A 17,958-nucleotide genomic window follows, 5' to 3' on the forward strand; every position below is an offset into this window, starting at 1 on the left:
AGGTCGTAAAAATGAGTGACTTAATGAAGGATCCGATGATTTTGCGTTCGATCATCATGGATCATTATGAATATCCGAGGAATCATGAGCTGACAAAGGAGGATGGCTATGTGCAGAAGCATATGGCCAGTGAATCCTGCATTGATGATATTTATGTACAAAGCAGAATACGGGACGGTGTTGTGGAGGACGTGCGCTTTGACGGTGTGGCATGCACGATCTCCACAGCCTCCACCTCCATCATGAGTGAGCTGCTGAAGGGAAAACGCGTGGAAGAGGCAAAGGACATCATCGCCAATTATTTTCACATGATCGATCAGCGGGACTATGATGAGGAGAAGCTGGAGGAGGCGGTGGCATTCCACAATGTGGGAAGTCAGGCCAACCGGATCAAATGCGCCACCATCGGCTGGAAGGCGATGGAGGAAATGATCGAGGAAAGCGAGGAGCGTCATGAGTGAAACCAGAATTCCGGTAAATGAAGAATATAAATACGGCTTCCATGACGAGGATGTCAGTATTTACAATACGGGAAAGGGACTGACCAGAGATACAATTCTGGCAATCTCTCATAAAAAAAAGGAGCCGCAGTGGATGCTGGATTTCCGTCTGCGTGCCTTTGAACAGTTTGAAAGCATGGATATCCAGACCTGGGGTCCGGATGTGACCAATCTGGATTTTGATGATTATACATACTACATCAAGCCAAGTGATAAAACGGAGAAAAGCTGGGAGGATGTTCCGGATACGATCAAGGATACCTTTGACAAGCTGGGGATACCCGAAGCGGAAAAGGAGTTTCTGGCCGGCGTAACCACGCAGTATGATTCCGAGGCGGTGTATCACAATATGCTGGAGGAGGTGGAATCCAAGGGCGTCATTTTTCTGGATACCGATACAGCCTTAAAGCAGCATCCGGATCTGTTTCAGAAATATTTCGGCAGGCTGGTACCGTATACCGACAATAAATTCGCAGCCTTAAACAGCTGTGTGTGGAGCGGGGGAAGCTTTATCTATGTGCCGAAAGGGGTAAAGCTGGAAAAACCGCTGCAGTCCTATTTCCGTATCAACACGGAGCGGATGGGGCAGTTTGAGCGTACGCTGATTATCGTGGATGAAGGCGCAGATGTGCATTATGTCGAGGGCTGTACGGCACCGACCTATTCCAAGGATTCGCTGCATGCGGCTGTCGTGGAAATCTTCGTGCATAAAAATGCACGCTGCCGCTATTCCACCGTACAGAACTGGAGCGATAACATCATCAATCTGGTGACCAAGCGCGCCAAGGTGTTTGAAAACGGAAGTATGGAGTGGATCGATGGAAACATCGGTTCTCAGACGAATATGAAATATCCGGCCTGTATTCTGGCAGAGCCGTATGCAAAGGGAACGTGCATTTCCATTGCCGTTGCGGGGAAGCATCAGATACAGGATGCCGGAGCCAAGATGATTCATCTGGCAGACCATACCTACAGCAATATCGTATCCAAATCCGTTTCCCGAAACGGTGGAGAGGTCAACTATCGTGGGCTGGTGCTGCATGGTCCCAATGCCGCCTTCGCGAAAAGCAAGGTGGAGTGTGATACGCTGATTTTGGACAAGCAGTCCCGCAGCGACACCATACCGACCAATATTTCCAAAAATATGACATCGCAGATTGAACATGAGGCAACCGTTTCCAATATCAGTGAGGAACAGCTGTTTTATCTGATGAGCAGGGGACTGAGCCGCAGTGCTGCGACCGAGATGATCGTAATGGGCTTTCTGGAGCCCTTTACCAGAGAGCTGCCGATGGAATATGCGGTGGAGCTGAACCAGCTTCTGAAGCTGGATATGAGTGACTCCATTGGATGATGTCAGAGCGCGTGCGCTGAAGCGCAGGAATGCACTGAGCAGGGAAGAACGCATACAATACAGCCGCAGAATCTGTGAACGTGTACAGCCATTGCTGCACGGTATCGTTGCACTGTATCGTGCTGTGGGCAGTGAGGCTGATCTTTCCTATCTGGATAAAAGCGGTCTGCATCTTTGTCTTCCGGCATGCAGCAAAGCGGATATGCGCTTTTATCACATTGATGAATCAACTGAATATCGGAAGAGCAGGTTTGGTATCTGGGAGCCGATCCATGCACTGCCTGCCGAAGCATCGCAACTGGACATTGTTCTGGTGCCGCTGGTAGCCTTTGATGAAGCCTGTAACCGCATGGGACATGGCTGTGGCTATTATGACCGCTATCTGCCGGCGTGCAGAGCAACAACAATCGGTATCGCCTTTGAATGTCAGAAGGACATCCTGCAGCTTCATGCGCATGACGTGCCTCTGGATATGATTGTGAGTGAACAGCAGATGTATCGTAGAACGTGAACCGAATGTGTGTCCTGCACATTCGGTTTTTCTTTCGATTATACAAATGGTAACATTATAAGAAAATAAGTTTGGGCATATGATAAACTTTTTTAGACTGACCTTCGTCTAAAGAATGTAAGAATTCAGGATTTCTTCAAAAACGCTGCTTTTTTGGCGGAAGCCTTTTGATATCCTGTATAATTCTAACGGAATACACAAAAGCTTGTTGAAGATGGGAGAGATTATATGAAGTACAAAACACCAGTTTCCCTTGTGCTTGCGGCCTTGGCCTTGCTTATGCTGGACGCTCTGCTGCCCTCGGTGGCAGCTGATGGACAAAGCACACAGGTCAAGAAGGGACATGCGGTCATGGAAAAGCTCGCCAAGCAGAGCGTGGCTTCCGTGGATAAGAAGATAGCTGCCCAGGAGCAGAAGGAGCGTCTGCAGAAGCTTTCCTCGCAGCCGCTGTCGCTCCGGTTTCAAAATGCATTGATCATGGGAGATTCTCTGGCTGAGGCATTTGGTGATTATCAGCTTGTGAGCAGCAGTAATCTTCTTGCCACACGGGGGCGGCGTACGGATAATATCGATCAGGAAATAGCAACTGCGATATCACTGGCACCGCGTACGATCTTTCTGTCCTACGGCATGAACGATCTGGAATACTGCCGGGGAAATGCACAGCGGTTTATCCGACAATATAAGAAACAGATCTATAAGCTGAAAGAGGCCTTGCCGGATACGAAAATTTTTATCAATTCACTCATACCGATGGATGCGGCAGCAATTGCCCAAGTACCCGTATATGCCAGGTATAAGGAGTTTAACGAGGCCTTAAAACAGATGTGTGAGGAAGAACATATCACCTATATCGATAATACAGCTTTGATGGACTGGTCACCTGCCGTGTATGAAATCGACGGTGTGCATCCCCAATATTCCTACTATCCGATCTGGCTGGCACATATGGCAAGTGAGGCCGGAATATGAAACGCAATATGATATACGTACTCTGCATGCTGCTGGCTGCTTTCGCATTTGCATTACCCTTCGCCAGAGGCAGCAGGGAAATCAATCTGGATACATTGAAGAAGCCGCTTGCCCCCTATGTGACAGATATGGAGAAGAAGGATGCCGCATGGTTACGCAAGCAGTACCATCTGGATAGTGCCGCATATGAGCAGGCGCTGGTTTACGGTGCAGCCTCTGCGATGGAGGTCAATGAAATCGCAGTATTTAAGCAAGCGGACAAGACGAAGCGGGAAGCGCTTCAAAAGCTTTGTCAGGAGCGTACAAACCGGCAGCTGAAAAGCTTTCAGGGTTATGCGCCCAGACAGAGTGCACTATTGGAAAAAGCCGCCGTTTACGAGGATGGGCGTTATGTCGTTGTCCTGATTCATCCGCAGCAGTCCCGGCTGCGGCAGCTGTTGAAGAAGGCCTGGTAACCGTGCTATGACATTTCCATCCCTGATATTCCTGTTTCTGTTTCTACCCTGTGCACTGGGACTGTACATCGTGGTGAAGCCGAAGGTCAGGAAGGTATTGCTTTTGCTGTTCAGCCTATTCTTTTATGCATGGGGCGGGATTGGCAATGCCTGCTTATTACTGCTGTTTGTCTGCATGGTTTACGCTCTTGGCCGCTATATCGGGGCGGTTGAGAAAAAGCGGCGTGCACGACGGTTAACAGAAAGCATACTGCTGCTGGTAGTGCTTCTGTTTTATTATAAATATTACGGCTTTTTTCTGGATACTCTGTTTGCGGTCTTATCCGTACCCATATCCTATGAGGTGCTGCCTATGCCGCCCGGGATATCCTTTATCACCTTTACAGCAATGGCATATCTCATCGATATCCGTCGCGAAGTCATACGGCCTGCCTCCTTTTTACAGGTTGCGGTCTATCTGACGTTTTTTCCTAAGCTGATCATGGGACCGATTGAACGCTATGATGTATGGGGAGGGCAGCTGAAAAACACCTGGCAGCCTGCCATGCTGGAGGAAGGGGCCATCCGCTTTCTGATGGGGCTTTCTCAAAAGCTGCTGCTGGCAGATGCACTGGCACCGCTTTGGTCCTATACAAGCACGCACAGCGTATCCATGGCCAGCGCCTGGCTGGGCCTGCTTGCATACACCTTTCAGATCTATTTTGATTTTCAGGGCTATATGAATATGGCAATCGGACTGGGAAGGATGTTCGGTATTCGTCTGCAGGAAAACTTTGATCATCCCTATACATCGACCAGCATCACGGACTTCTGGCGCCGCTGGCATAGGACTCTGGGAAGCTGGTTTCGCGATTATGTGTACATTCCACTGGGAGGCAATCGAAAGGGCTTGTGGCGTACCCTGCGAAATCTGATGCTTGTATGGGGGCTTACCGGATTCTGGCACGGTGCAAGCTGGACCTTTCTGCTCTGGGGACTGTATTACGGCATATTGCTCATACTGGAAAAATTCGTGCTTCATCCCTACCTGAAGCGGCTGCCGTCGGCTGCTCGCATGATGCTTACCTTCGCTATGGTGATGCTGGGCTGGGTGCTCTTTGCGAGTGACGGACTGTCCCAGGCGGTCGTGTACTACAGACAGCTGTTTACGACAACCCATGGAGTCGTCGATAGGCAGACACTTTCCCTGCTTGTGAATTACGGCTTCTGGCTGTGTGCGGCAGCGGTGTTCTCCACCCGTGCTCCGCTTGTAGTAAGCAGTAATCTCATGTATGCCCTGCGTGATCAGCAGTGGTTTTTGAAGCCGGTGCTGACCGTTGTCGTGTTTGTCATTCTGCTGTCCTGTCTGATGTCTGCAGGATACCAGTCATTTCTGTATGTGCAGTTTTAAGGAGGTATCGCTATGAAAATCAGGAATGCTCTTCGCAGCTATGGTGTCATCTCGACGATGCTGCTTTGTATGATCGGCTTTATCCTGCTGCATCTTGGACATCGGGACCTTGCCTTTTCAGAAAAGGAAAACCGTGTTTTACAGCAGCGCCCCGCTGCGGATATGGCAGCCGTATTCCATGGCAGCTTTCAGAAGGAGAGTGAAGCATGGCTCCGGGATCAGTTTGATCAGCGCTTTGCACTTGTACAGCTTCACGCCAACCTGAATTATATACTTGGGAAGCGAGAGCTGCAGGATGTTATTATCGGCCAGGACGGTATTCTGTTTCAAAAGCAGGAAAGGCCAAATCAAGAACGGCTTCAGACAAAAGCAGGGCAGCTGCGGTCTTTCGCAAAGCGGCATGGGGATAAGAAGCTGTCCATGCTGCTTATCCCCAATAAGTCGGCAATCTGGAAAGAGAAGCTGCCGGTGTACGAGCAGGGGGAGGACCAGCTGGAAACGTTAAAGGATTTTCATAAAAAGCTGCCGGCTGCCATTACCTGGATCGATGCGGCAGCACCGCTTTGGCAGCACCGGGGTGAGGAGCTGTATTATGCCAGTGATCATCACTGGACAACGCGGGGGGCAGCCGTTGCCTTTGATGCATGGTGTGCAGCGGAAAAGAAGAAGAGAAAAACAGACTATGAGGTATATACGGTAAACGATCAGTTTTACGGTACACTGGCAAATGCCAGCGGCTATTATCGCGGTAAAAAAGATCATGTGGATATTTATGTGCCAGAGAAATCGCAGGAGCTTGTGGTCACCTATGTACAGGAGCAGCGAAGGACTGCGACTGTATTTGAACGAGACAAGGCGGCATCCGCAAATCCGTATGATGTATTCTTCGGCGGCAATCACGGTCTGATGCAGCTGGATACAGCGCAGAGTGGCAAACGGCTGCTCGTTATCAAGGATTCCTACGCCAACTGCTTTCTGCCGTTTCTGATACCGTATTACAAAAGTATCACCGTTGTTGATCCGCGTTATTACTATGATGATCTGGACAAGCTGATCGAAGAGCAGGGAATACAGGAAATTCTGTTTCTATATAATGCAAATACCTTTTTCAGTGATGATTCCCTCAATGAGATACTGAAAAAAGAAGTGAAGTAAAAAAGAGTACCCAAACAGCGGCAGGTGCGGTATACTGTAGCTGTTGGAGGGTGATCGCATGGAACAGGAAGCAACATTATATCGGCAGATCAGTCGTCAGCTTCTGCAGGATATTTATAAAGGAACCTACCCCTATGGTACAAAGCTGCCTTCTTTGCAGGCACTGTGTGAGCAGTTCGGAGTCGGAAGAAATACGATTCGCGCAGCTCTAGCACTGCTGGAGAAGGATGGGGCACTGCAGCGGGAAAAGGGGAGCTGTGCCCGGGTAAGTCTGGATATACATCATCTCGAGAAGAATCGGTATTTTCTGTATCGTATGGCCTGTTCACGGGATGGGGTTGCTCATGTGTATGATGCTCTGGGGATGTTAATGCCGACAGCAATCCATGCAGCCTTACAGCATGCCGATGCACAGCATTTGGAGGAGCTGCAGTTCGGGATTCGTCAGCTGACGCAGAAGGAGCATACCCTGTATGAGCTGAACGAGGCTCTGCAGCAGCTGTATCTGAAGGTTTTAGGCTTTCTTGGAAACGCCTATCTTCTGGATTTGACAAAGCAGCTTCTTGATTTTCTGTATCTGCCCTATGCAAAGAAAGAGAATTCCGAGGAAGCGCTTGCGGATAATAAGGTGAAGCTCAGTGAAACACTTGCCAAGATTCTGCTCTTTGTCATGCAGAATAATCCATTCATGATGAAAAAGACGATACGCTATTTCTGCGAGACTACAAAAAAGGACAGCATGCGTTATCTGGAGCGGATCTGTAAGGGAATCCATCCGCAAGAGGGAATTGAATTTGAATGGTATACGGGGCGTGAGGTGTCCTTTCTGTATATGAAGACGGCGGGAAGCATCGTAAAGGATATTGCGGAAAACCGCTATCCGGATGGTCATCTGCTGAACCTAGAGCAGCTGAGCGAGCGTTATGCGGTATCCCTGCGTACAATGCGCAGGACAATGAAGTTTCTGAATGATCTGCAGCTTGTGGAAACACGCAACGGGCTGGGCAGCCGCATTGTATATTCTTCACAGCAGAAGATATCCGCTCAGCAGCAGGAACAGCTGCATCCCCTGCTGGATTATTACATCTGTATGCTGGAGCTGACAGAGCTCCTCGCCAAGGCAACCCTTTCCGTATGTATGGAGCGCTGTACATGGAAGGAGCTGGAAGGTCTTGCAAAGGAGATACAGGAGAAAAAGAGGTTGTCGCCGGAATCGGTTCTGTTCATTATAAAGCATCATGAGAATCCGTGTATCTGCAATATCGCAGAGCAGCTCGAGGAAGCGGTATGCGGCAGTATGCTGATCCGAACGCTGTTTGGACATGAAGCCGATGAACAGACACAGCAGGATATGAAAAGTCTGTGCCAAACACTGCGCAACAGAGAACGACGCAGGGCGATACAGCTTATGCAGTCCCTACTGCATAATGAAACGGGCAGCTGGAAAATGAAGAGGTGCTAAAGGCGCTGTCATATTGCTGTCACGCTCTTTGCATACATGAGAAATGCAGCATACTACTACTTATCAGGAAAGATATTGCCTGGTAAGTTTTTTTATTTGGGCAGGCCTGTATACCGGATAAAAATAAAAGAAAGCTCATAAGCATACCTCTTTTATCTGTAGGAAATCTGGGGCAATCGAAGCAGAGCTTCGTGTAACTGCCTTTTCTCATTGCCTTTTTGCAGATAGCGGAAGTGAGCAAAAGCAGAAGATATGAATGCGGTATTTTTGCAGTTAAAGCATATGTGATATAACAAGCAGAAAAGCAGCCGATAGGACAAATATCATCCTGATATGCAGGCGAAAAGGCTTTGTGGGTTAGCTGTGGCAGCCCTTGCTTTCATAATGACAGACATAGAAAAAATATAGCACCGGCTGAGTTCGCATCGCATATACATCTGATGAAATCCGCTCTGATGAAATCCGTTGCTCTTACTGTTGAAATTATCACACATGCATCATATAATGATAAGTGGTACTACTACGGGCAAGGATCGTGTATAAAGGATTATGGAAATCCGAGGTGGATAGAATGATGACAAAATCAGATGCAGATGGACAAAAAACAAGACGCTACCGGATTTCAAAAAAGAAGCAGACACAGCCGATTTACGAGATGGTGCCCTGCTATGAGGAAGCAGTGATTATGGGGGATTCACTGGCAGAATCCATACTGGATTTCCGCCTGCTTCGAAAACATAATGTTGTGGCAAAGCGGAACCGCTGCATCGACAGTATTCAGGGCGATTTGCTGTTTGCTATTTCCATGCAGCCCTCGGTGATTTTCATGGAATATGGAAAAAATGATATGCTCCGTTCCGGGAAAGATCTCAATGCCTTTATTGCCTGCTACCGAAGACAGATACAGATGCTGCAGAGTGCTTTGCCACAGACGGCAGTTTATATAAATTCCATTCTTCCGTTGAGAAGAGATGTCATGCGGCGCAATGGCGGGGAGCACAGGTATCATAGCTACAACCGGGCGCTTAAGGACATGTGCGATGCGCTTCAGCTCACCTTTATCGATAACAGCTCGCTGATGGATGGGAGGATGAGGTCTATGAGTATGATGGCATACACCCGAAGTATCCCTATTATCCGAAATGGCTCCGGTATATGGCTGCCTGTGCGGGTCTGTTACCGAAAGAATCAGATTGACAGGGGCTTCTATGCATCATATATCAAAGAGAGTGCGGAAGCGAAAAAGAAAAGGTGCAGATGAACCTGCACCCTACAAACAGTGGTGACAGAAATACTCAGGATGAAGCTAAGCATTTCCATACTGTCGGATTCTTATTTCAAATATGTATTCAGAATGGCATCCAGCTGTTCTTTTTCTTTTTCCAGCCAGGTGTTGAAATCCATACCCGCTGCGGTTACGGCATCGGCAATGGCCGCTAAAAACAGACACATGTCCTCTTCCAGAACAACACCGGCAACATTTCCAAAGCGTTCGTGATACAAAGAATCACTGCCGGATACACTGAGGGTGAAGGCCGGATACGGCTTGCGGTCAATGACCTTTACCGTTCCCTGAAAGCCCAGCTGTCCAATTTGATTGGTTCCGCAGGAGCTTGGACATCCGGAAATAAATATTTTCGGCAATACATGATCTGCATAATTTTTTTCTCTGAGATAGAGGATGACATCCTTCAGCACACCCTGAGAATCGCGCAGCCCCACCTGACATGTGGAGGCTCCGATACACGCCGTACTTTCTTCAAAGGTATTGCGGGCACCATCCCCTGTGACAGCCAGTACACATTTGGCCTCGCCAGCGGTACAGTTGATGATGTAAACACCCTGCTGGGGAGTCAGACGCAGCTCTACAGCTTCCATATCCCGAATGCAGTCATAGATTTCCTGCAGCTTCTGCGGTGTCAGACTTCCGCCGATCGGGTGATAATAGACAGCATACAGCCCATGCTGCTTCTGGGCAAAGACTCTGCGATCGCTCAGCACTTGTGCATCACCTGTTTTCGTGATTGCTTCCTCACGGACAGCTATGGTAAGGCTTTGTCCCTGCAAAGCGCGTTTTAGACGCTCACGATAAGCATCCACAAAGCCCTCACTGCCAAGCGTTTCCTGCATATAACGGGTTCTTGCCTTGGCGCGGTTTTCATAATTTCCAAATTCCATGAACATCAATACCATCGTGGATACATAATATAGAATTGTTTCCGGTGCGACATGCTCACCCACACGTACACCCATGCGCGGATTGTTACCAAGTCCTCCTGCACAATATACATCAAAGGTATGATCCGGATTGGCAACAAAGCCCAGATCACGGAAGGTCGCATGTGCCTCGTTGCGCGAAGAGTTTGTAAACGCAACCTTCAGCTTGCGTGGCAGGGTGTACTTGTTTACGATGGACAGCAGGTATTCGCCGACACGCGCCGCATAGGGAAGGACATCGAAAGCCTCCTGCGGATCCACACCGCTCAGTGGGGAACACATGACATTACGCGGGAAATCACCGCCGCCCCCACGGCAGACAATGCCGTGATCCAGAGCATTTGACATGATAATGGGAATCTCCATACCGCTTAAATCATGCAGCTGGATCGTCTGGCAGGTCGTAAAATGCGCTCTGCTTACCCCATGCTCCTTACAGGTATCACATATGAATTTCAGCTTGTCCTTTGTCATGACCCCCTGATTCATACGAAGCCGCAGCATGAAGCTGGTGGCACCCCGCTGGGCATAGCTTCCAAAGCCTCCGGAATAGCCTTTAAATTCCTTTACATTCAGTTCCTTGTCCAGAAACCGTTTGGTCTGTGTACGGAAATCCTCTATTTCCGAACGCAGTTCTTCTCTCAGATCGTCGTTCATAAATTCCTCCTTGTTAAAATTGCACTCATGTATCATAGTAGCACGAATTTGGCACATCGACAAATTGTTCTGTGTTATAGGGGTATAAGGAATTCTTATACGGTTTCTATCCTGCCTGCTTGTATCTGCATCCTACAGCCTTTATAATATATCTGGTTGGATTTTTAGGAAGAGGTGAAGGCATGGAGTTCGGGATATACGGTGTGTCTTATAAGGAAGCCGATGCGGATGTGAGAGATTGTACTGCATTTTCCGATACACAGAAAATGGAGCTGTATAATCAATTGCTGGATGTGGATATCACACAGGCTGTGATTCTATCCACCTGCAACCGCAGCGAGCTGTATTTCATATATGAAAAGGAGGAACAGCTGGATCAGATAAGGGAGCTGTTTCTGGCGGCTGCCGGAAAGGCTGTTCCGCTGTTTTTGAAAACAGGCGTGACTGCTGCCTGTTATCTGTTTGAGGTTGCTGCCGGATATCATTCCATGGTGCTTGGCGAGGATCAGATTCTGGGGCAGGTACAGAGCTGCTATCAAATGGCCAATCAGTGTCAGGCGTGTGGAAAACAGCTGCATCGCATGTTTCAAAGCTGCTTTGCGGCGGTTAAACAGCTGAAAACAGCATATAAAATCAGTGAGCATCCGATATCAATTGCCTATCTGGCTGTGAAAAATATCCGCAATGCCATGTCTTTGCGCAATGCGAGTGTTCTGGTTATCGGGAGTGGAGAAATGGCTGCACTGATGCTGCAGTACCTGCAGGAAGAGGAGCTGTCCGCATTGTATGTGTGCAGCCGCAGCCGATACAAGGCCCGGCAGGTGATGTCAGCTGCTATGGAATACATTCCCTTTTCAAAGCGCTATGAGGTTCTTCCATACTGTGATGTGATCTGTTCCATGACAGCCTCCCCGCATCGGATTCTGCGCAGGGAGGACATGCCGCCGATTGATCGAAAACAGCTGTATGTGGATTTGGCGATGCCAAGAGACATCGATCCGCAGCTGGCACAAAGGGGGCGTGTGGTGATTGATATCGATCATTTGCAGCGGGAGGCCGATGAGCAGCTGGAGCAGCGAAGAGCCCTGCTGCAGAAGGCTCACGCCATGCTGGAGGCTGCGGCACAGGAAGCGTATGCCAGCCTGCATTCACAGGAGGTGGATCATCTGATTCAGTCTCTGCAGCAGCGTAGTGAGCAGATGGCTGCTGATACCTATGCCCTGCTCCAAACAAGGCTGCAGCTCAGCCCGCATGAGCAGCAGGTGCTGAAAAAGGTTTTGCACACCTCCTTTCTGCGAATGGTCAAGGAGCCGATGCTGGCCTTGAAAAAAGCGAAGGGGCAGGATCAGCAGCTGTATGCGCGGCTGCTGGAAACGATGCTGAAAGGAGACTGATCATGCATATACGAATGGGAACCAGAGGAAGTGCGCTGGCGCTGGCTCAATGCAAAGAGGTAAAGGCACTGCTGGAAAAGGCGTATCCCCAGCATAGCTTTGAAATCTGTGTGATTACCACAAAGGGGGACCGTATCCAGCATGTGGCATTGGACCAGATGAAGGATAAGGGAATCTTTGTAAAGGAAATAGAGCAGCAGCTGCTGGAGCATACGATTGATCTTGCTGTACACAGCATGAAGGATATGCCTTCGGTGCTGGATGGGCGTCTGTGCTTTACCGAAACGCTTTTACGAGAGGATGCACGCGATGTCCTCGTACTGCGTAATGCAACATCTCTGGAGTCACTGCCCCTGCATGCCCGCATCGCAACAGGAAGCAAGCGACGCAGGTTTCAGCTTTTGCGGCAGCGTGAGGATTTGGAAATCGTCGGCATACGCGGAAATATCGAAACACGGCTGAAAAAGCTGGAGAATCAGCAGCTGGATGGTATCGTTCTGGCAGCTGCCGGATTAAAGCGGCTGCAGCTTGCACAGTATATAACTCAAACCCTGCCGGAGCATATCATGGTACCGGCGGTTGCACAGGGGGCGATTGCCATAGAGGTGCACAAAAAGAGGAATGACCTTGTGGAGCTTGTCAATGCACTGTGTACAAAGCGTGTGGATGAGGAGGTCTGTGCCGAGCGTGCCTTTCTACAGGAGCTCAACGGTGGCTGTCATACACCGCTGGGCGCCAGATGCATACTACATGAGGCTGATGCAGAGCTGTTTGCGGTCTATGGCAGTGAGGATGGAGCCAGGCTGTTTGATCTGCATGTGAGCGGACCAAGAGCACAGGCACAGGCGATGGCCATTGAAGCGGCGCAGCGCCTACGGAAAAAAGTGGAGGAAGGTCTATGATTTATCTTACCGGAGCCGGCTGCGGCAATTGGGAGCTGCTGACACTGCGTGCGATGCGGATGATTCAAAAAGCGGACTGCATTTTGTATGATCGTCTGCTGGATCCTGAAATCCTGACATTTGCACCAAAGCACTGTGACTGCATTTATGTTGGCAAAAAGGCAGGGAAGCATGCCATGGCACAGGAGGAGATTCAGCGTCTGATGATTGAGAAGGCGGCCCGGGTTGATACGGTTGTAAGGCTCAAGGGAGGGGACCCCTGTGTGTTCGGTCGTGTCGGGGAAGAAGCACAGGCATTGGCGCAGGCCCATGTACCATTTGAAATCATACCCGGTATATCCAGCGGAATCGGTGGTCTGGCATTTGCCGGTATTCCGATTACGCATCGCGATTATGCCAGTGGTGCCCGCCTGATGAGTGCACATGGCAAAGCGGGCACCATGAGCGACCTTGATTACGCAGGCATGGCACATACCCGGGATACGCTGATTTTCTATATGGGGCTGCAACAGCTGTCCGCAATCGTATCCGGACTTATGCAGGCAGGGCGTAATCCAAATACACCGATTGCACTTGTCAGCAATGCCGGCCGAGCGACACAGACGATGGTGACGGCAACGCTAAAGGATATCGAAGACAGAGATCTTTCCGCAATTGTTTCTCCCGCACTGATTGTTATAGGCGGGGTAATCAATTTGCAGGAGGAATTGAATTTCATGAAACGGCGTCCCTTGTTTCAAAAACGCTACCTGCTTCCTCAGTTTTCCGATGCGAAGCGAGAGCTGCAGCTTGAGCTGCAGGATTTGGGTGCTGCCGTTGATTGCATAACAACAGGAAGGATTTGTGCAAACCCGGCTCTGTTGAATGATGTCAATCTGCAGGAAACAGATATTCTTGTATTTTCAAGCCGCAATGCCATTGAGATTTTCTTTACACAGCTGGTGCAGCGCAGACAGGATGTACGTCAGCTTTCTACTGTTAAAATCGCCGTGGTGGGTGAGAAAAGCAGGCAGGTGCTGGCCCGCTATGGCATACAGGCGGACATACAGCCGCAGCAGGAGGACAGCGAGCATCTGGCACTGGAGCTGCAAAAGCATATTTCAAAAAATGACCGTCTCGTGCTTGTGAAGGCGGACAATGATAATCGTGTGCTGTTTGAGCAGCTGCAGGAGCATGCACATGTATCACTTTGCAAGGCCTATACGGTGCAAGAGCTGCCCTTTGACCTGCCGCAGCACGTCTATGACGGAGCGCTGTTCACATGCAGCTTCCATGTGCATGCCTGTCTTGGAAGGCTCATGGAGTGTCAGGATGTTACTGAGCTGAAGGTCTATTCCATGGGAGCACATACTACAAGAGCATTACGCAGCTATGGCTGTAAACATATTATCGAGCTGCCGAAAGCGGATAAAGGGCTGTTCGGCACCTGTATCATAGAGGAGGAAGCGCATGTATAGAGGAAGAAGACTGCGAAAAAACCAGGTTATCCGTTCCATGATGAAGGAAACGGTACTGACGAAAAGAGATTTGATATATCCACTATTTGTTGTGGAAGGCGAAAATATATGCCGGGAAATTGAAACACTGCCCGGGGTTTATCATTATTCCATTGATCGTCTGTGTGAGGCTCTGGATGAAATGAGAGAAGCGCAGGTTCTGTCCTGTATCCTGTTCGGTATTCCGAATCATAAGGATGCCTGCGGCACTCAGGCGTATGCACAGGAGGGTATCGTACAGAGGGCGATTCGCTTTATCAAGTCGTATGCACCGGAAATCTATGTGATTGGGGATGTGTGCATGTGTGAATATACCGACCACGGTCATTGCGGCATTCTCAATGCCGAGGGAGATGTGATGAATGATGAAACGCTGTCCTATCTGAACCGCATTGCACTCAGCTATGCACAGGCAGGCATCGATATGGTTGCGCCAAGTGATATGATGGATGGTCATATAGCATCCATTCGACAGACACTGGACAGTGCAGGCTTTCAGAATGTTGCCATTATGGGCTATAGCGCAAAGTATGCCTCCAGCTTCTACGGACCGTTTCGAGCTGCTGCCAATTCTGCACCGAGCTTTGGGGATCGAAAGGGCTATCAGATGGATTATGCAAACAGGGAAGAGGCATTGCGGGAGCTGCAGGCGGATGTGGATGAGGGCGCTGATGTTTTGATGGTGAAGCCGGCGCTTGCCTATCTGGATATTGTCAGAGAAGCGAAGGAGCAGTTCTCCCTGCCGCTGGCAGTTTATAATGTCAGCGGAGAATATGCCATGCTGAAAATGGCGGTGGATCAGGGCCTGGTTCGTGAGGAAGCAATCTTTGAAAGCATTCTGGCAATGAAGCGCGCAGGTGCCGATTTGATCATCACCTATTTTGCTTTGTATCTCGCCCGTAAAATTGATGAGGGGGTACAGTGATATGAAGCATACATCGAGTCTTGCCCTGTTTCATGAGGCCTGTGCGCTGATGCCCGGGGGTGTGAATTCACCGGTACGCTCCTTTTCCAGCGCTCATGCGGATTGTCTGTTTGCGGATCATGCCTATGGATCCCATATCGTCGATGTGGATGGCAACACTTATCTGGATTATATCGGCTCCTGGGGACCGATGATTCTGGGACATGCCCATCCGCTGCTTAGCAGGCATCTGGAGGAGGTTATTCAAAAGGGCATCAGCTTCGGCCTTTGCACAGCGCAGGAGGTGGAGCTTGCCCGGCTGATCACGGATGCATATCCCGGTCTTGCCATGGTACGTATGGTGAATTCCGGCACAGAAGCAACCATGTCTGCCATACGGGCTGCCCGCGGTTTTACAGGAAGAGATAAAATAATCAAATTTGAAGGCTGTTATCACGGGCACAGTGATGGCTTGCTGGTGAAAAGCGGTTCCGGAGCATTGACATTTGCAACGCCTACCAGCCCGGGTGTTCCGGCGGATGTTGTAAAGCATACCCTTGTATGCAGCTACAATGATCTGGAGAATGTGGAGGCAGTAATCAAAGCGAATGAACAGGAGATTGCGGCAGTTATACTGGAGCCGATTGCAGGGAATATGGGTGTGGTGAAAGCAGAACCTCAATTTCTTCAGGGATTGCGTAGACTATGTGACGTACATGGCATCGTATTGATTTTTGATGAGGTGATCAGCGGCTTTCGTGTACGGTATGGCGGAGCTGCAGAGCTGTATGGAATCGTACCGGATATGGCCTGCTTCGGAAAAATCATCGGAGCCGGACTTCCGGTTGGTGCGTATGGCGGCAGAGCGGACATTATGCAATCGGTAAGTCCCAGCGGACCGGTGTATCAGGCAGGTACGCTGTCCGGTAATCCGCTGGCGATGCACCTGGGCTGCCGTCTTTTGCGATATCTGAAGGAGCATCCCGAAACTTATACTGAGCTGGAGGAGAAGGGGGCGTATTTGAAAGAAGGTATGCAGACAATTCTACAGGAGCTGAAGCTGCCGTATCAGCTTCATCAGGCGGTAAGTCTGCTGACCCTGTTTTTTACCCGACAGAGCGTTCACAGCTTTGCGGATGTGCAGACCTGCGATGGGACGTTGTTCGAGCGCTATTTCCGCTATCTCTATGATCATGGCATTTTAATTGCACCATCGCCATATGAAGCAATGTTTCTTTCTACTGCCCATACGTATGAAGAGCTGGATCATACCCTGCAAATCATGCGGGAAGCATTAAAGCAGCTTATATGAGTCTGTGTGTACAGCTGTCGCTGCAGGGTGTGCCGGTACTGGTCATCGGAGGCGGTCGCATCGCCTATCGCAAGTGCTGTCAGCTGGAGCAGGAGGGGGCAGAGCTTGTCGTTATCGCAAAGCAGTTTGATGCATGCTTTCAAGGGGCTGCTTATCCCTGCATAACCGATTCCTATCGCCCGCAGCAGCTGCAGGGGAAGATGCTGGTCATTGCCTGCTGTGATGATTTGATCACCAATAGGCAGATATGCGCGGATGCCAAGCAGGCAGGTATCTTTGCGATGAGTGTCCAGCAGAATTGTGGTGCCAGCATGCATGCTCTGGCTGTGGAGGAAGCAGCAGAGTATGTGCTTGCGGCAGGGACAAAAGGGGCAAGTCCGCTGCTTGCCCGTCAGATTCTGAAGGAAATGAATGCTGTTGTGAAGGAGACCTACGCTTCCCGTATCGCCATGCTGCGCAAGCTGCGTCCATATATCCTGCAGCATATCCAGAAGGTGGAACGCCCGCAGCTGCTTTCCCGTCTGGTAAGAATGTCTCAGCGTGATCTGTATTGTATAGAGCAGGCCCTGCAGGGGAAAGGCCTGCAGCTGGTATGCTTTCATGGAGTGAAGGAGGATGTGTCTCAGGAACTGGAGAACTTTTGTGCCGCCATAGAGCACAGGAAAACAAATCTTGTAGCTGCAGCGGCATTTCTCTTCGAAGGTGTCAGTGATACATCAGCACAGCCGGTTGCGCAATGGCTGCAAATCGTTAAGTCCCTGCATATTCCGGTCACCCTGGTGCCGATGCTGTTTCAAAACGGCCGCTATTACAGCCGTCTTCTTTCCATAAAGAGTGAGAATGTACGGGTAAAGCCGCTTATGTTTCAAGAACGCTCAGAGGTTTGGCAATGTCTGCAGGAGGTACGCAGGGAAAGCGGCTGTGCCAATCTGCTTGTTATCTATCATTCGTGTGTAGACGGAGCATTCAGTGAACTGCTGCAGGGACTTATGAAAGAGGATGTCCATTTCCATGCCGTTCATGAAAAGCAGACAATGGATTGCATACTGTCTTGGAGAGAGGAAAGCGTGGCAATTCTTCCCATGTACATGCTGCGGGGAAGTCATTACCGTAAGGATAGTGATGGCGGCTCTGCTTTGGTACAGAGCCTTCAGAAACAAAATTGCAGTGTGCATGTGCTGCAGGCATCCTGCATTGAGTTGAGAGCTTTTCAGGAGTTTATCATACAAAAAATGGAATGATACAGGCATTTCATTTTTTTGTATCTTTTGATAACA

15 protein-coding genes and 1 pseudogene are annotated in these 17,958 nt (G+C 49.6%); 15 read left to right on the forward strand and 1 reads right to left on the reverse strand.

What is annotated here, in order from left to right:
• Positions 1-11: 11 nt before the first annotated feature.
• The 9 genes and pseudogenes from G4D54_09275 (at position 12) to G4D54_09315 (ending at position 8,996) form a co-directional block, all read left to right on the forward strand.
• The gene (locus G4D54_09275; GenBank protein ID QJA02604.1) at positions 12-461 is read left to right on the forward strand and encodes an SUF system NifU family Fe-S cluster assembly protein; all 450 of its coding nucleotides are present in this window, start codon (positions 12-14) and stop codon (positions 459-461) included.
• Complete coding sequence (gene sufB, locus G4D54_09280; protein QJA02605.1) at positions 454-1,854, forward strand: Fe-S cluster assembly protein SufB; 1,401 nt, start codon at positions 454-456, stop codon at positions 1,852-1,854. The genes G4D54_09275 and sufB overlap by 8 nt, the downstream gene beginning before the upstream one ends.
• Positions 1,838-2,365 carry a 5-formyltetrahydrofolate cyclo-ligase gene (locus tag G4D54_09285; protein QJA02606.1) on the forward strand — a complete coding sequence of 176 codons (528 nt, stop codon included), beginning with the start codon at positions 1,838-1,840 and terminating at the stop codon, positions 2,363-2,365. The genes sufB and G4D54_09285 overlap by 17 nt, the downstream gene beginning before the upstream one ends.
• 228 nt (positions 2,366-2,593) lie before the next feature.
• Positions 2,594-3,337, forward strand: a complete 744-nt coding sequence (locus tag G4D54_09290) for a GDSL family lipase (protein QJA02607.1) — start codon at positions 2,594-2,596, stop codon at positions 3,335-3,337.
• Positions 3,334-3,792, forward strand: coding sequence for a DUF4358 domain-containing protein (locus tag G4D54_09295; protein QJA02608.1), 459 nt, complete (start codon positions 3,334-3,336; stop codon positions 3,790-3,792). Before G4D54_09290 ends, G4D54_09295 begins: the two co-directional genes overlap by 4 nt.
• 7 nt (positions 3,793-3,799) lie before the next feature.
• Positions 3,800-5,182: an MBOAT family protein gene (locus G4D54_09300; protein QJA02609.1), complete on the forward strand. Its 1,383-nt coding sequence runs from the start codon at positions 3,800-3,802 to the stop codon at positions 5,180-5,182.
• Between the two features lie 12 nt (positions 5,183-5,194).
• Positions 5,195-6,337, forward strand: a complete 1,143-nt coding sequence (locus G4D54_09305; GenBank protein QJA02610.1) for a hypothetical protein — start codon at positions 5,195-5,197, stop codon at positions 6,335-6,337.
• A 58-nt stretch (positions 6,338-6,395) separates the two neighbouring features.
• Positions 6,396-7,799: a GntR family transcriptional regulator gene (locus tag G4D54_09310; GenBank protein ID QJA02611.1), complete on the forward strand. Its 1,404-nt coding sequence runs from the start codon at positions 6,396-6,398 to the stop codon at positions 7,797-7,799.
• Positions 7,800-8,370: 571 nt separating this feature from the next.
• Positions 8,371-8,996, forward strand: a pseudogene (locus G4D54_09315) (acetylhydrolase).
• A gap of 135 nt (positions 8,997-9,131) precedes the next feature.
• Here G4D54_09315 and G4D54_09320 read toward each other — a convergent pair.
• Positions 9,132-10,673, reverse strand: a complete 1,542-nt coding sequence (locus tag G4D54_09320) for a nitrite/sulfite reductase (GenBank protein QJA02612.1) — start codon at positions 10,671-10,673, stop codon at positions 9,132-9,134.
• A 182-nt stretch (positions 10,674-10,855) separates the two neighbouring features.
• Between G4D54_09320 and hemA the strand changes: the two genes are divergently transcribed.
• Genes hemA through G4D54_09350 form a run of 6 tightly spaced genes read left to right on the forward strand, consistent with a single transcriptional unit; the run spans position 10,856 to position 17,922 of the window.
• Complete coding sequence (gene hemA, locus G4D54_09325; GenBank protein QJA02613.1) at positions 10,856-12,067, forward strand: glutamyl-tRNA reductase; 1,212 nt, start codon at positions 10,856-10,858, stop codon at positions 12,065-12,067.
• A 2-nt stretch (positions 12,068-12,069) separates the two neighbouring features.
• Positions 12,070-12,969 (forward strand): hydroxymethylbilane synthase, encoded by a 900-nt coding sequence (gene hemC / locus G4D54_09330; GenBank protein ID QJA02614.1) that lies wholly within the window; start codon positions 12,070-12,072, stop codon positions 12,967-12,969.
• A complete protein-coding gene (cobA, locus tag G4D54_09335) occupies positions 12,966-14,426 on the forward strand; it encodes a uroporphyrinogen-III C-methyltransferase (GenBank protein QJA02615.1) in 1,461 nt (486 codons plus the stop codon). The genes hemC and cobA overlap by 4 nt, the downstream gene beginning before the upstream one ends.
• Entirely contained in the window at positions 14,419-15,390 is a 972-nt protein-coding gene (gene hemB, locus G4D54_09340) for a porphobilinogen synthase (protein ID QJA02616.1), read from the forward strand. The genes cobA and hemB overlap by 8 nt, the downstream gene beginning before the upstream one ends.
• 1 nt (position 15,391) lies before the next feature.
• Positions 15,392-16,681 (forward strand): glutamate-1-semialdehyde 2,1-aminomutase, encoded by a 1,290-nt coding sequence (gene hemL, locus G4D54_09345; GenBank protein ID QJA02617.1) that lies wholly within the window; start codon positions 15,392-15,394, stop codon positions 16,679-16,681.
• Complete coding sequence (locus G4D54_09350; protein QJA02618.1) at positions 16,678-17,922, forward strand: siroheme synthase; 1,245 nt, start codon at positions 16,678-16,680, stop codon at positions 17,920-17,922. The genes hemL and G4D54_09350 overlap by 4 nt, the downstream gene beginning before the upstream one ends.
• Positions 17,923-17,958: the final 36 nt, after the last annotated feature.

It is taken from the genome of [Clostridium] innocuum, assembly GCA_012317185.1.
Classification (GTDB): Bacteria; Bacillota_I; Bacilli_A; order Erysipelotrichales; family Erysipelotrichaceae; genus Clostridium_AQ; species Clostridium_AQ innocuum.